The organism is Plantibacter sp. CFBP 8775, from assembly GCF_014839505.1.
Classification (GTDB): domain Bacteria; phylum Actinomycetota; class Actinomycetes; order Actinomycetales; family Microbacteriaceae; genus Plantibacter; species Plantibacter auratus.
The window spans coordinates 1,292,432-1,306,946 of sequence record NZ_JACYNV010000002.1; the positions used below are offsets into that span (position 1 = coordinate 1,292,432).

Annotated in this window: 9 protein-coding genes and 1 pseudogene; 6 read left to right on the top strand and 4 right to left on the bottom strand. The window is 67.6% G+C overall.

Annotated elements, in window-relative coordinates; translation table 11 throughout:
* Positions 1 to 41 precede the first annotated feature (41 nt).
* Positions 42 to 1,154 (bottom strand): L-threonine 3-dehydrogenase, encoded by a 1,113-nt coding sequence (tdh, locus tag IFR14_RS18440; protein ID WP_137244318.1) that lies wholly within the window; start codon positions 1,152 to 1,154, stop codon positions 42 to 44.
* Between the two features lie 160 nt (positions 1,155 to 1,314).
* Between tdh and IFR14_RS21040 the strand changes: the two are divergent.
* The 3 genes and pseudogenes from IFR14_RS21040 to IFR14_RS18450 form a co-directional block, all read left to right on the top strand.
* Positions 1,315 to 2,160 (top strand): annotated as a pseudogene (locus tag IFR14_RS21040) (LysR family transcriptional regulator); the annotation flags it as partial.
* A gap of 39 nt (positions 2,161 to 2,199) precedes the next feature.
* A complete protein-coding gene (locus IFR14_RS21045) occupies positions 2,200 to 2,661 on the top strand; it encodes a VOC family protein (protein WP_249407110.1) in 462 nt (153 codons plus the stop codon).
* Positions 2,662 to 2,808: 147 nt separating this feature from the next.
* Positions 2,809 to 3,726 carry an Abi family protein gene (locus tag IFR14_RS18450; protein WP_342365742.1) on the top strand — a complete coding sequence of 306 codons (918 nt, stop codon included), beginning with the start codon at positions 2,809 to 2,811 and terminating at the stop codon, positions 3,724 to 3,726.
* Positions 3,727 to 3,866: 140 nt separating this feature from the next.
* Here IFR14_RS18450 and IFR14_RS18455 read toward each other — a convergent pair whose 3' ends face one another.
* Both IFR14_RS18455 and IFR14_RS18460 read right to left on the bottom strand, forming a co-directional pair.
* Positions 3,867 to 4,271, bottom strand: coding sequence for a hypothetical protein (locus IFR14_RS18455; protein WP_191941880.1), 405 nt, complete (start codon positions 4,269 to 4,271; stop codon positions 3,867 to 3,869).
* A gap of 225 nt (positions 4,272 to 4,496) precedes the next feature.
* Positions 4,497 to 5,012 carry a hypothetical protein gene (locus tag IFR14_RS18460; RefSeq protein WP_191941881.1) on the bottom strand — a complete coding sequence of 172 codons (516 nt, stop codon included), beginning with the start codon at positions 5,010 to 5,012 and terminating at the stop codon, positions 4,497 to 4,499.
* Between the two features lie 238 nt (positions 5,013 to 5,250).
* On the opposite strand from IFR14_RS18460, the gene IFR14_RS18465 reads away from it, so the two are divergent.
* From IFR14_RS18465 to IFR14_RS18475, 3 genes are all read left to right on the top strand, one after another.
* A complete protein-coding gene (locus tag IFR14_RS18465; protein ID WP_191941882.1) occupies positions 5,251 to 6,048 on the top strand; it encodes a DUF2510 domain-containing protein in 798 nt (265 codons plus the stop codon).
* Positions 6,049 to 6,088: 40 nt separating this feature from the next.
* Complete coding sequence (locus tag IFR14_RS18470) at positions 6,089 to 7,342, top strand: hypothetical protein (RefSeq protein ID WP_191941883.1); 1,254 nt, start codon at positions 6,089 to 6,091, stop codon at positions 7,340 to 7,342.
* Between the two features lie 73 nt (positions 7,343 to 7,415).
* A complete protein-coding gene (locus IFR14_RS18475; protein WP_191941884.1) occupies positions 7,416 to 8,351 on the top strand; it encodes a restriction endonuclease in 936 nt (311 codons plus the stop codon).
* A gap of 74 nt (positions 8,352 to 8,425) precedes the next feature.
* Here the strand turns inward: IFR14_RS18475 and IFR14_RS18480 are convergent, their stop codons facing one another.
* Positions 8,426 to 14,491: a DUF4011 domain-containing protein gene (locus IFR14_RS18480; protein ID WP_446728102.1), complete on the bottom strand. Its 6,066-nt coding sequence runs from the start codon at positions 14,489 to 14,491 to the stop codon at positions 8,426 to 8,428.
* Positions 14,492 to 14,515 lie beyond the last annotated feature (24 nt).

Sequence of the window (14,515 nt, forward strand, 5' to 3'; positions counted from 1 at the left end):
CTCGGGGTCGAGTGGGCGGTTGAGCTGAGTGTGGCGGTCGCTCAGGCGGCGGTCGCGGCGTGGGCGGCGACCGGTGCCTGTTCGTCGACGACGCCGGTGATGACGACGTCGCGGGTGTCGGTCCAGTCGATGAGCACTTTGCCCGCCGCTCCCCCGCGTGCGGTGTCGAACGCGTCCTGCCAGGAGGCGAGCGGGAAGCGGGCGGTCACCAACGATTCGAGGGCGTTGCGGAGCTCGGGGCTGTGGTCGACCATCGCGCTCGCGTGGTGCCAGGTGTCGAACATCTCGCGGCCGTAGATGCCCTTGATGGTGATCATGCGGGTGATGACCTTGGTCCAGTCGATCTCGATGTTGGTCGAGGGCAGACCGAGGAGCGCGACCTTGCCGCCGGTGTTGAGGTTCTCGATGAGCTCACTCGCCGCGGCGGCCTGTCCCGACATCTCGAGGCCGATGTCGAAGCCCTCGAGCATGCCGAGCTCGGCCTGGGCGTCGGCGACCCGCTCCTTCGAGACGTCGACCACGCGGTCGGCGCCGACGGCGAGGGCCTTCTCGAGGCGGTCGGCGACGACGTCGGTCGCGACGATGTTGCGCGCCCCGGCGACCCGGCAGACCGCTATGGCCATGAGGCCGATGGGTCCGCAGCCGGTGATGAGGACGTCTTCGCCGAGGATCGGGAAGCTGAGGGCGGTGTGGACGGCGTTGCCGAGGGGGTCGAAGAGGGCGCCGAGGTCGGGGGTGACCTGGTCGCCGTGGACCCAGACGTTGGTGGCCGGGAGGACGACGTACTCGGCGAAGGCGCCGTCCAGGTTGACGCCGAGGCCACGCGTGTGGCGGCAGAGGTGGCGGCGGCCGGAGCGGCAGTTGCGGCACGTGCCGCAGACGAGGTGCCCCTCACCGGAGACCGCTGCGCCCACGGGGATCCCCTCGACGCGGCTGCCGACCTCGACGACCTCGCCGGAGAACTCGTGGCCGGGCACGAGCGGGGCGTCGACCGCGCCGGCCGCCCACGGGTCCCACGACTCGATGTGGAGGTCGGTGCCGCAGATGCCGGTGCGGTGGACGCGGATGAGGACGTCGTCGGAACCCATGGCCGGCATCGCGCGCTCGACGAGTTCGAAACCGGCGGTGTCGGGTCGTTTCCAGAGGGCGAGCAACGGCGTTCCTTCCTGCGGGAGCTGCGGCGGCCGGTTGTGCCGACTGTCGCGGACGGGCGTCTTCGCGCTGTCCTGGTGACCAACGTAGTCAGATCGATCCGTCATGAATATTGAGGGTTTCCACGTGACCAGTTAGCTTGAGCTGATGAATCTCTCTCAGATGCGGATCATGCGCGAACTGGCCGAGCGCGGCACGATCGCAGCGGTCGCGCGACACCTGCATGTCACGGCGCCGGCGATCTCGCAGCAGCTGGCCGCCCTGCATCGCGAGCTGGGCGTCGCGTTGACGTATCGAGTGGGGCGCGAGATCCGCCTGACCGAGGCGGGCATGGCACTGGCCGAGATGGCGGGGACGGTGCACACGCTGATCGACCGTGCGGCCGAGACCGTGCGCGAATACGGCGGCGACACCGGCGCGCGGGTGCGGGTGGCGGCGTTCCAGAGTGCCGGGCAGGCGTTGCTGCCGGGGTTGCTGGAGGACGCGGATGGTGGACCGTCACTGGTGTTCGGCGAGCACGATGTCGCGCAGCCGGAGTTCGCCGAGCTCGTCGACCAGTACGACCTCGTCATCGCGCACCGGATGGACCATGACGAACCGTGGCCGTCAGAACAGTTGTCGGTGACGACGCTGCTGAGCGAGCCGTTCGACGTTGCGATGTCGGTGGATCACCCGCTCGCTCGGCGATCGTCGGTGTCGGCAGCCGAGCTCGCGGACGAGTCGTGGATCGCCGCCCACGCGGGCTTCGCGCCGGATGTCGCGCTCGGGGTGGTGGAGGCGACGGCTGGGGTGCGGTTCCATCGGGCGCATCGGGTGAACGACTACCACCTGGCGGCGTCGCTGATCGTGGGCGGGGAACTGCTGGCGTTGTTCCCGCGGTACACGGCGCCGCGGGCCGACCCGCGACTGGTGTTGGTGCCGCTCGAGGACGTGCGGATCGCGCGCAACATCGACGTGCTCGCACGGCCGCACGCGCTGGCTCGAGTGGCAGTGGCGGGGACGTTGGAGCGGCTGCAGGACGGAGCTGATGCGCTGCAGCGGGAGCGTCTGGCGCCGCCGGCCGGGCCCGGGTTGCATCACGTCGAGGTGTGGCTCGCAGATGTGGAGGCGGAGCGGGCGGGCTGGGGCTGGCTGCTGTCTCGTGTCGGGTTCTCCCAGGAGAGCGAATGGCCGGGCGGCGAGTCCTGGGAGGCCGGCGGCACCTACGTCACGCTGACGGCGTCGCCGAACCTCAGCGCGGAGTCGCACGATCGGCGACGGCCGGGCGTGAACCATCTCGCGTTACGCGGCGGCACGCGGGAGGCTGTCGACGCGATCATGACGGCGGGCCCAGAGCACGGCTGGCGTCCGCTCTACCAGGATCGCTATCCGCACGCCGGTGGCGAGCAGCACTACGCGGGCTGGCTCGAGAACGAGGCGGGGTTCAAGGTCGAGGTGGTCGCGGATCTCGTGGTCAACGCTCTGCACAGCCTCAACGCCGCCGCCCCACCGTCAGCGCCTGAATGCTAGGCTTCACTCACCACATCCCCCACGCCTCTCGTTGAAGCGCACTTGGGGGATTTTTTTGTTCACTCGGGAGGACCATCGTTGCCTCGACCACCTCGACCCCGCGGCACCCTTCGCTATGAGAAGGAGGCGCTCAGCCTTGACGCGCTCGTGAGTCGACTCGAAGAGCGCGGTCTGACGATCGCTGACCGAGACCGAACTCGTCGGTACCTCAGACACATCGGCTATTTCCGGCTATCTCCATACACGATTCCATTCCGGAGTCCAGGGACAGACCATCTGTTCCGCGACGGAACCTCGTTCGACGACGTGCTCGACCTCTATGTGTTCGACCGGGCTCTTCGCTTGCTCGTGATGGATGCGTTGGAGCGTGTCGAAGTCGCCGTGCGGGCTGCGGTCACCGACCACATGTCGACGGCATACGGAGATGCCCATTGGTACATGAATGCCGAGCACTTCCGCGACGTCCGAACGCACGCCGGGCTGCTGCAGATCGTTCGAAAGTCATGCGACGAACGGCTACGAGGTGCGCCCGATGCGGGCGAAGACGCGTTGGTCCACCGGTCCGCTCTGGAGCACTATCTGACCACGTACGACGAACCGGAACTTCCGCCATCCTGGCTGATGCTTGAAGCACTGACAATCGGCCAGCTGGACAGTCTTGTCGGCAACTTGAAGCGTCGCTCGGACAGAAGCGCCATCGCTGTGAGCATTGGACTCAATGAACGAGTGTTGACATCGTGGCTGCGAAGCTACGTCCGCGTACGGAACATCTGTGCGCACCATGGACGCCTCTGGAACGTCGGTCTGGGCGTGTACCCGGCAATTCCAACATCACAGACAGTGTCCTGGCTGGAGGCTCCCGGCGCTCTTCCTCGTCGGTCCGAGAAGCGTCTCTATCCCGTGCTCATCTCGCTGCAGTCCGTTCTGAACACCATCTCGCCTCACAGCGGATGGTCGCGTCGTTTGCACAACCTCCTCGTCACCAGGCCGCTGATGAACCTCACAGGGATGGGGGTACCCGCGAGTTGGGCCGATGATGGATTCTGGGCCAGACATCTCGAGTGACAACGCCAAGGTGAGAGGTGAGAGCGTCCCCCAGGCCGGCTCGACAACACGACGGGTGGCGTCGAACTCAGAGTCGATCGCTCGAACGTGCTCATGCCCCAGGCTTTGTCGGGCGCGGTCGACCGCCGCGGATCCTGGTCTCAGCGGGTCGCGGGCTGACGACGCCTGAGCAGCGCCGCCCGTGTCTCGACGCTGATCATCGCAATGATGACCAGGCCGATGCAGCCGAGCCCAGCGATGGTGTTGCCGCTGAGTAGGAAGATTCCGCCGAGCCCGAGGCAGACAAGCAGGAGATCGTTGAAGCTCCCGGCCCGGGCGGTGACGGATAGGTCCCGCTCGAGACCAGCCGACTCGTCGACCCGACCCTTCGCGAGGAAACGCTCCCGGAGCATGTTGGACCCCAGGCCCGACGACATGACGATCACTGCATAGGCAGCGGTCACCATCGGCTGCGGGACCTCCTGCCAGAGAACCGTCTGGACCAACCACGTGAGCACGATGGCGCCTGCCACGGCGGCCGTGAAGATGTACCAGGGCTTCCCCATCAGACGGCTCCCCTCGCTGCGGATCGACCGATTCCGAGCATCTCACCGACGCTAGACGCGGCGTGAAGTGAGGTCAATGCACTGATGACATAAGCCACACGCGTTGTCCGCGAGACCAGCTACCCCGCCGCTGATCGCGCGCCTCATGAGGGTGCGGCTAAGGGTCAGCTCGCGAGGACGCCAACGCCAGCGGGTCCGCTCAGAGTCGGTGGTCGGTCGCCCTCGTCACCGCTTGCCGAGATAGATCTCACTGGCACAGCGCGCAGCGACCTCTGGAAAGGTGAGGCCCGATTCGGAGGAAGCGAGCTCTGGCACGCACAACATGACCTCCATCGGCTCGATACCGAGCTTGTCGGTGACAGCGAGGACCGAACTCCAGGCTTTGGAGAAGTTGTCGGTCGTGACCGGCGTACCGGTTGCGACCAGCGCCGCGGCAGTCGCCTGCTGCACTCGTTCGTAGGAGTATGAGCCGCCAACCACCTCGCGTGCTTGTTCTATCGGATCATCTGCAGCCTGCAGCGAAGGAGCGTCGGCTGGCGGCGACTGCACCGACGATTGGCTGTCCGATCGCACGGCTGCTGGAGGACGCGATCCGCCGACGACAACGCTGACGACGACGATCGCACCGATCGCCGCGATGATCGAGCACGCGATCAGAAACCGTCCCGCCGCCGTTCGTGTGAACTTCAGCGGCGCGGGTGGGTCTTCCCCGGGATCGGCTGCGGGTGGCGGTTCAGACATGCAGAGGTCACTCTCCATCGGGTCAAGTCGGAGTGGTCGATGCTGGCCGGGAGATGCCGGGCTCGTCGATCCACCTTCCGCTACCCTCCCACAACTCGGGCGCGTGACCCATTCTGGGACTGATGACCCCCGCCCCTCCCCGCCAGACTGTGCTTGGCCCGGTTCGCGGGTCCGTCACCTGCTGTCGATGATCCGATGCTGCTGCGGGTCGCGTTGACCCGATGCAAGGACCGTCCCCATGAGCTCGACCACCCCGCCCTCTGCCACGCCCGCCGGCTGGTACCCCGACTACTCGGACCCGACGCAGCAGCGCTACTGGGACGGTGCTGCATGGACCACTCACACCGCGCCCGCCGCAGTCATGCCTCCGCAGCAGGCGGCGACCGCTCCGCTCGTCAACCAGCCGCTCCAGCTGCAGAAGTCCGCGCCGCCCGCGTTCGCCGCCGCGCCGGTTCCTTCGCCGTACGCCGCACAGCCAGGCACCACATCCGGCATGAGCGGCAAGGCGAAGGGTTGGATCATCGCTGGCGCTGTCGTCGGTTCGCTCCTGCTCGTCGGTGGTGTCTCGAACGCGATCAATGGTGGACGGACCGAGCCGGTTGCCATCGCACAGACCGCAACCCAGACGCCGACAGCAACGCCGACACCCGTTCCGACCGCGACGGTCGAGCCCATCGCCGAGCCCGCTGCGCCGGCCGTGGTCGATGTCGCCGCCTTCCAGGCGGGCGCGAGCAAGCACACCGCCGACATCGACAAGGACCTCGACGACATGGTCACCACGCTGGCCGAGGGCGGCACGTGGCGGTTGATCTCGAACACGGCCGAGATCAGCTTCAACCTCGGTCAGCTGGAATCGCTCGACGTGCCGCCGTCGATCGCCGCTGAATGGACGCCCGCCCTCGTCGGCCTGCAGACCAACCTCGACACGCTGACGACCGCGGTCTCGGGCGGCGACCCGGCCACGATCCAGGGAGCGATGGACGGCGTCCGCGCGTCAGCCGCCGTGCTGCGCGACATTGGCGCTCGGGCGGTCTAGGTTGTCTGACGAGCCCAACACACAATCAAAGGATCGCCCAATGAGTGACGAGATCGAACTGATCGCAGACGAAGATGGTCTGGCCGTCATCGGTGATCCAGCTGCTGTCGAACGGTTCATCGAATCAGAAGGATTGACGTCCAAACACCTCGGGCTTGAGCGCCTCCGTCCTGCCTTGGGGCATGCGGCAACGGCCGCTCAGGTTGGATCTCACATCGCCGCGAGCTCCGGTCGATGGGTCAAGTTGACGAAGGAATCCGCGAAGGCCCTGCAGAAGTACCCGCTCATGAAGGGTTCATCCCCGGGCGTCAGTCGAGCCGTCCTTATGGACGGAGGGAAGATCAACGGGATCATCCAGTTCGTGAAGGGTCCGGCAACGCTCGTCGCGAACCCTGCGATCCTCGCCGGCGCCGCAGGCATTATGACGCAGATCGCGATGCAGCAGGCCATGGACGAGATCACGGACTACCTCGCAAAGATCGACGCCAAAGTCGACGATCTCCTCCGCGGTCAGCGAGACTCTGTTCTCGCCGACATGATCGGCGTCGACCTCATGATCGAAGAGGCCATGACGATCCGGGAGCATTCCGGGCGGGTGTCTGAGACCGGTTGGTCGAAGATTCAGAACTCTTCCGGCATTGTCGCTCGCACTCAGGCGTATTCACTGCTGCAGCTCGATGCCATTGCGGAGAAGTTGGAGCGGGAAGGGAACGTCGACGACCTCGCCGACCTGGCAAAGGCCGCCGAGTCATCCGTGGGCGAATGGCTTGCCGTTCTCGCTCGATGCTTCCAGCTGCAGGACGGCATCGCCATCCTCGAACTCGACCGGGTGCTGGATGGTTCACCTGCAGAGCTCGACGCTCACCGGGTGGGGCTGCAGGCCGCACGAAGGAACCGCTTGAACCGCATCGCGAAGACCACCGAAGCCCTCCTCGTTCAAATCAACGCGGCAGCAACGCTGGCGAATGGGAAGGTGCTGTTGAACCCGTTCTCCGCTCGCAAGGTCGTTCATTCGAGCAACCATGCATCGGCTGCCATCGTGGAATTCGAAAGCCGACTGGGTATCGAGAGTGACCATGAGGCACTGCACGTGAAGCGATGGGGCGAGGCGGCTGCCGACGTTCGCGACAGCGCTCTCGAGACCGGCGCAGCCGGTGTCGGTGCAGCGGTCCGCCTCGGGAATGAAGGAGTCGACCGCGCTCGTGTCGCAGCGGGGACGCTGCTGGGCGGCATGTCAGAGCGGATGCTCCGTCGACGAGGCGACGAGAAGAAGCCTGACGACAACTCAAAGTGATGATTGACAGAACGCAGACGATCGAATGGGATGCCGCCCAGCATCTCGGTGCAGATAGGGCAAGGTGGAGGCCATGACTCTCGACAGTGGCGACGACGCTTCTCTTGTACCAATCTGGCCGGCATTCGTCACTCCGACCCTACGAATTCTCGCCGACGGACAGACTCGCCACCGCAAGGACATCTTCGACGCTGTCGCGGAAGCATCCGGCCTTTCTCCCGAAGCGCGCGCCGAGACGTTGTCGTCCGGTTCATCCCGTGCTGAGCAGCGAATCGGCTGGGCGTTGAGTCACCTCACGAAGGCATCTTGGATCGATCGCCCGACGCGGGGGCACTATGTAATCAATGACGAAGGCCACCGGGCACTCGCACGCTATCCCGATGGATTGGATTACGCGAGTGCGCGCGAGATATTCGCACCATTCTGGCCTGCGCCGAAGTCGGGAACAACCAGCCCCGCGACAGATCCCCAGGCCACTGCCGAGATCGCCTCATTGGATCCGATCGAACAGATCGAAACGGGTGTTTCTCGCATCGAGGCGGAGGTCGGACAAGAACTGCTCTCACGGCTCCGTGAAAGTCACCCTGATTTCTTCGAACAGGCCGTGGTCGATCTGCTTCTCGCGATGGGGTACGGAGGCGCGGAACAGCGGGGCAAACGCATCGGGGGCTCCGGAGACGGCGGCGTGGATGGCGTCATCAACCAGGATGCTCTAGGGCTTGAGCGGATCTATGTTCAGGCGAAACGTTACAAGGCCGGCAACAACATCAGTCGGGAGACCATCCAGGCCTTCGTTGGAGCCCTCCACGGCTTCGGCGCGAGCAGGGGTGTCTTCCTCACCACATCAGCCTTCACGCCGTCTGCCGCAACGTACGCCGATGCAGTCCCGTCGAGAATCATCTTGATCGACGGCGAACGCCTCGTCGATCTCATGATCAAGTACCGAGTAGGTGTGCAGGTGAAGCACCTCTATCACGCAGTCGAGATCGACGCCGACTTCTTCGAATAGGCCGAGCTGCCGGATGGAATCAGACCGGGATCAACACCCCCATCCGGCGGGCGCAGCGATCCTGAACAGCCGGCTTACTTGGCGACGATCGTGTCCGGGCCGCTTCGCGCCAACCTCCCAGAGGCCAGCCCGAACTCGAGGGCCTCGTCGAGGCGGGCTCCGATCGCGGCGGTGACTCGCTTGCCGCCGAAGATCGCGAGGGTCTCGCGGCGGAGTTCGTCGGGCGAGAGACCGGCCGACTCCTCCGCGGCGATTGCCATCGCGTTGGCGATCTCCACCAGGGAGATGTGCTCGATCGCTCGGGCGGCTTCCGCCGAGGACTGACGGGCTCCCCGCCAGGTGAGCGGGTCGATCGACGTCGGCCAGGCGAACGGCTCGTCGGAGCGACCCAACAACTCGGCCGGGACCTTGTCGAGGATCGACTTCGCCCGCGAACCCACCACCCGGTCGAGACCGAACGCACCCGCGACCAGCTTCGCCAGACGCGTCACGTGGATCGGCCCCTCGGCCTCCACCGCAGCACGGATCGCGCCCTGCACCGCGACGACCGACTGACGCCCGGGCAACCGGTCGAGCACTTCGATCCCACCCAGCGTGGGTGCGTCCCAGGGCTCGTACTCCGAGAGCTCCGGATGCCGCGCTGACGTGTCAGGCTCCGGCACCGCCCCGACGGGCTGCGCCGCACCGACCTTGCGGTCGCGGAACTCCGACAGGGTCTCCAGCGACGCCAGCCGCTCCGACCACTCACGCACTCGCGCGCTGCGAACCGGCGCGGGCGCATCCGAGGCATCGGGAGCGACATCGGCCTCATTGGCAACCGACGCATCACCCGCATCCGACTCGGCACCAGCCGACTCCTCCGCCATCGCACTAACCGCAGCAGCCCGCTCAGCCGCAGCCTCCACCGCCGCGACCAACCGGTCCAGCACCTCCTCGCGGTGGTGCAGCCACTCCGGCAGCCACACGCGCTCGACGCCTGGCCACCGCATCAGGCCACCCAGCACCTCGACCGGCAGTCCGTCACGGTCCGCGACCGTCCGACGCTCACGCCATGACGCCCCGTCGAGGAGCACCGCCACCAACGGTCGGTCCGGCTCCGCTTCCGTAGCGATGCTGATGTCGACCCGGAAGTCCGACAAGCCGACATCCGTCCGCACGGCGTGCCCGGCGTATCGGAGCTCGTCGGCGATCTCGTCGCGGTGACGGTCGATGATCGCCTGACGACGACCGTCCTCGCCCGCGGCCTCACTCCCCCGCTGCGCCAGCTCCAGGTACGCCTTCAGGTGCTTGATGCCGATCGACGACGTCTGTTCCGCCCGCAGCTCCGACGGGTCGAAGCTCGCGAACAGCACCACCTGTCGTCGAGCACGGGTCACCGCGACGTTCAACCGCCGCTCGCCGCCCGCGCGGGTGAGCGGCCCGAAGTTCAACGGGATCACGCCCTTCTTGTTCGCACTGAACGCGATCGAGAACAGGATCGTGTCGCGCTCGTCACCCTGCACGTTCTCCAGGTTCTTGACGAAGAGACCGTCCTGCTCATCGAGCGCCAGCGCGATCCGCGGGTCGGCGCTGTCTCGGAGCAGATCCTCGATCAACGTCCGCTGCTGCGCGTTGAAGGTGATGACCCCGAGCGACGGCGTCTCGTCCGGCGATGCCTCGAAGCGCCGCGAGATCTCCTCGACGATCGCCTGGGCCTCCACCGGGTTGGTCCGCAGGGACTTGCCGCGGCCACCCCGCTCGAATTGCCCGTCGAGCCGCACGAACGCCAGCCCGTGACCCGCGACCCCACCGTCGCCCGCACCCGCGAACGGCGCCGGGAACGACGACAACTGGCTGTCGTAGTAGTGGTGGTTCGAGAACGCGATGAGCGACTCGTCCTGGCTGCGGTAGTGCCACGACAGCCACTTGCTCGGCACCCGAGCCTGCACGCACTCGGACAGGATCGACTCCTCGTCCTGCAGCACCTCGCTCGTGAAGTCGGCGTCGTCGTCGATCGTCGCGCCGGCCTCGGCGAACGTCGTCGGCGGCATCTGCTTGCTGTCGCCCACGACGACGACCGAGCGCGAACGCCCCATCGCCCCGATCGCGTCGGCGACCCGGATCTGCGACGCCTCGTCGAACACGACGATGTCGAACAGCTCCGCAGCGGCCGGGAAGAAACGCGCGACCGACTCCGGGCTCGCGAGCGTGCACGGCATGATCTGCGTGATGAGCTCGCCGAAGTTCTCGAGCAGTGCACGGACGCTCATGCCGCCGCGCTGACGGTCTATCTGCCGACGCAGCCCGCCGACCTGACCGCTCTCCGACTGCGAACTGAACGTCCTTAGCCCGAGCACGGACGCCGGGATCGCCCGAGGCAGTTCCTCGCGCACGGCCTTCACGCTCGTGGTGAAGCGGGTGACGCTGCGGTTGTGGGCGGTGGCGTCGAAGGCGTCGAGCGTGGTGGTGCGCTCGCGCTCGTCGATGGACGCCTGTGCGAGGCCCTTCTCGAAGGCGAGCGTCGCGTCCTCGGTCTCGATGCGACCGGCGAGGATCGCGGCGCGGACGTCGTCGAGCCCGTGGGTGCGGAGCGGTTCGATGACCCGCACGAGGTCGAGCCAGCGTTCGAGGACGACGGGCTCGGCGGCGTCGAGGCGGCGGGCGTCGCGCGTCGACCACCAGGCCTGCAGGAAGCCCTCGCCACCGGACCACGCCGACAGGCGCTCGGTGGTGACGGCCGCGGTACGCAGGAAGTCGCTCCAGGTGCTCGCGAGCGTCGTCAGCGCCTGGGCCGCCTGCTGCGACGGCTGGGTCGTGGCGTAGTGGTCGCGGACGGCGGTGATGAACGCGTCGTCGGGCGTGCCCGGCAGGCGGAAGCCCTCCGACAGCCAGCGGTACCAGCCGAGGAGTTCGCGGACGGGCTGGGTCGGCTCGATAAGCGGGTTCCAGCGGTCGCCGACGAGCGGCAGGGCGGTGGACCGGAGCGTGCCGCGGAGCTGGACGAGACGGTCCTGGGCAGCCTTCGCCTCGGTGAGCTGCGGCACGAGCTGCTTGACCTTGAACGACGCTGCGTCGACGGCGAGCACATCGCTCAGCGGGGCGAGCGCGGCCCGGAGCCGCTTCTTGCGACCGAAGAAGCTCGACGCAGCAGCCTGCTCGGCGGCGTGGAGGGGGCCGGCGATGTCGCGGTCGAGGATGGCCGACGTGAACGTCGAGCGCCACTCGGCCTGGGCGTCGCGGAGCTGTTCGGCGGCGGCGAGGGCGTCGTCGAGCCGGACGAAGTCCTCAGGCCGAGTCCCGGCCATGAGCGCGCCGATCGGCAGACGCGGCGCGGCGACGGCGGTCGACCAGAGGCCGAGCAGGTCGGGGCGTGACGCGAGGCGCAGGGCGTCCAGCGGGAGGCCTGCGTCGAGGGTCGCTGCGAGGGCCGCGTCCAGCGCGCGGGCGGACTGCTGCACGGTCGCGGCGTCGAGCCCGGGAGCCGACGGACCGTCGAGGAACGCCCACGGGTGCGTCGTGCTCGGGCGCGCGAGGTCGGAGCGTTCGGGGAGGTCGCGGAACACCTGCCGCAGCTCCTCGAACGCCTCGGGCGTCCCGGCGGCGGCGAGCTGCTCGGGAATCGCCATCGGGACGAGGTCGTGATCCATCGCGAGCAGGCGACTCCGCGCGGAGTAGAGGGAGAAGCCGGCGGCGTTGACCTCGTGGAGGCGGTCGGCGTAGCGGGTGAGGGTGCGGAGGCCGGACTCGGACAGATCGCGGTTGGTGCTCAGCGCGTCGACGTCGGCCTTGGTGCGGAGGTCGAGGCCGGTCTTGATCTGCGCGCGGACGACGTTCGGGCGCGCGCCCTTGTCGTGGAGGTCGAGCGAGAACGCGCCGAGCCCGACGTCTTCGAGTCGCTGCTTGACGACGTTGAGCGCCGCTCGCTTCTCGGCGACGAACAGGACCTTCTTGCCCTCGGCGAGCGAGCGGGCGAGCAGGTTGGTGATGGTCTGCGACTTGCCGGTGCCGGGAGGGCCTTCGAGCACGAAGGTGCGGCCGGCGACCGCTTCGGCGACGGCGTCGAGCTGGGAGGAGTCGGCGGCGACCGGGCAGTCGAGGCCGAGGCGGTCGAGGTCGGTGTCGGTCTGCGCCGGTGTCGGGTCGGCGTAGGCCTCGAGCGGCGAGTTGATGAGGTGGTCGACGAGGCTGTTGGAGGCGAGGGTCTCCCAGTTCTCGTCGAGGTCTTTCCACAGCCGGTACTTCGCGAACTGGAGGATCGACAGCGACGCCGTCTCCTCCACGCGGAACGGGAGGCCGGCGTCGAGGATCGCCTGGCGCACGGCGGTGAACGCGGCCGGGAGGTCGATGCCGGAGCCGTCCTCGACGGGGTTGGCGAGCCCGGGGATCTCGAGGCCGAAGCTGAGTCGCAGCTTCTCGAGCAGGCAGTAGTTGGGTGTGGAGGAGCCCGACTCGTCGAGGGTGAGGCGGTAGGAGGAGCCGCGGCTCGTGGTCGTGAGCGTGACCGGCACGAGCACAAGCGGTGAGCGGAGGTCGCGGTCGCCGAAGCGCCAGCTCAGCATGCCGAACGCGAGGTAGAGGTTGTTGGCGCCGGTCTCCTCGACGATCGTCTTGGCCTTGTAGGCGAGGGCGCGGAGCTTCGTCGGGTAGGCGGCCTCGGTGACGTCGATGAAGGCGCTCTTCTTGTCCTCGAGGAAGGTGATGCGGTCGCTCTCGACGAGGTCGCGGCCGAAGCGGATGCCGCGCTGCTGGTCGATCGTCGCGACGGTGTCGGAGGCGACGAGGGTGAGCGGGGTGCCGTGGTTGATGCTGTCCTCGAGGCGGCCGAGGGCCGGGCCGGGGACGGCGAGCTCGAAGCCGGAACGGTCGGTGTAGTTGATGAGCTTGTTGCGGAGGCTGAGGTCGAGGAGGGCGTTCTTCCAGGTGGAGACGCGCTTCGGGACGTCGGGGCCGTGGCCGGTGGCGGTCGATTCGGCGGTGGCCCGGGCGTCCTGCGTGAGGGCGCGGGCTTCGGGTGCCTGGTAGAGGGTGACGACGGGTTCGCCCTCCGCGTTGATGCGGCGGCTCGGCAGCGGGTAGATCTTGCGGAGGCGGGCCTGGACGACGTCGGTGATGCCGATGAAGTCGTCGAGCGAGCCGGCGAGATGTTCGGTGTGGGGCCGGCGGGAGGCATCGGCGAAGGTCGCGGAGGTGCCGGTGAGCATGGTGGTCTCGACGACGCCGATGCGGCCGAGTTCGAGGGAGTTGACGGCTTCGGAGACGTCGGTGCTGGCGACGACGTCGAGGGTGGTCTGGACGCGCCAGTAGCCGAGGAAGATGTGGTCCTTGAGCAGCCAGAGCAAGGGGTGGATGCCGATGGCTTCGAGGACGGACGCGAGCAGGATGGTCGTGTCGAGGCAGGTGCCGAGGTGGCTGGTGAGGACTTCCTCGGGGGTGCGGACCTTCTGGCCGCTCTGGCCCCAGCTGGCGGGCGGTTCTGCGTAGCGGATGTCGCGGGCGCGGGCGGCGTCCCAGACGGCAGCGACGATGGCGTCGATGCGGGCGGGGTCGTCGAGTTGGTAGGTGGCGAGGGAGCTGTTGCCGGTCTGCTGCTCGAGGAGATCGGAGACTTCAAGCATGAGTTCAGTGACGACGAGGGCGTTGGGCTGCACGTGGGCGGCGAGGAGTTCGAGGCCGAGCTGCACGGGAGCGGCGATCCACTGGTTGGACGCGAGCACGGTGACCGGGCTCTCGACGGTGCCGAGCTGGGTGCCTGCGGCGTCGCGGACGGTGACGCGGATGACGCCGGGGCGCTGTTCTTCGATGAGGAGCATGCGGCGTGGGTCGAGGAGGACTTCGGGGCTGCGCAGGAGGGTGGTGCGGTCTTCGCCGAGGTCGGCGAGGAGCACCTTGGTGTCGGCGAGGGCGCCGTCGGCGGTGACGACGTCGATCTCGACGGACGCCGCCCGGCGTTCCCCGCCGTGGTTCTCGAGGACGATCTCGTCGATCACCGCGATGCTGCAGTGCGCCATCGCGTAGCTGAGCGTCGGCGTTGCGCTGACGCGGATGGAGACGGAGGCGGGGGCTTCGGCGGCGTCTGCTGCAGACGAGGAGCCTGCGGCGCCGTCAACGGAAATGGAGCCTGCGGCGCTCTGCCCATCTTCCGCTTCGCGACCGTCGGCCAACCCTGTCGACGCAACCGCTCCGGT

Excerpts from the sequence above, each read along its gene's own strand:
- IFR14_RS18465 (WP_191941882.1), top strand. The coding sequence starts at position 5,251 with ATGAGCTCGACCACCCCGCCCTCTGCCACGCCCGCCGGCTGGTACCCC.
- IFR14_RS18455 (WP_191941880.1), bottom strand. The coding sequence starts at position 4,271 with ATGGGGAAGCCCTGGTACATCTTCACGGCCGCCGTGGCAGGCGCCATC.
- IFR14_RS18460 (WP_191941881.1), bottom strand. The coding sequence starts at position 5,012 with ATGTCTGAACCGCCACCCGCAGCCGATCCCGGGGAAGACCCACCCGCG.
- IFR14_RS18470 (WP_191941883.1), top strand. The coding sequence starts at position 6,089 with ATGAGTGACGAGATCGAACTGATCGCAGACGAAGATGGTCTGGCCGTC.
- IFR14_RS18475 (WP_191941884.1), top strand. The coding sequence starts at position 7,416 with ATGACTCTCGACAGTGGCGACGACGCTTCTCTTGTACCAATCTGGCCG.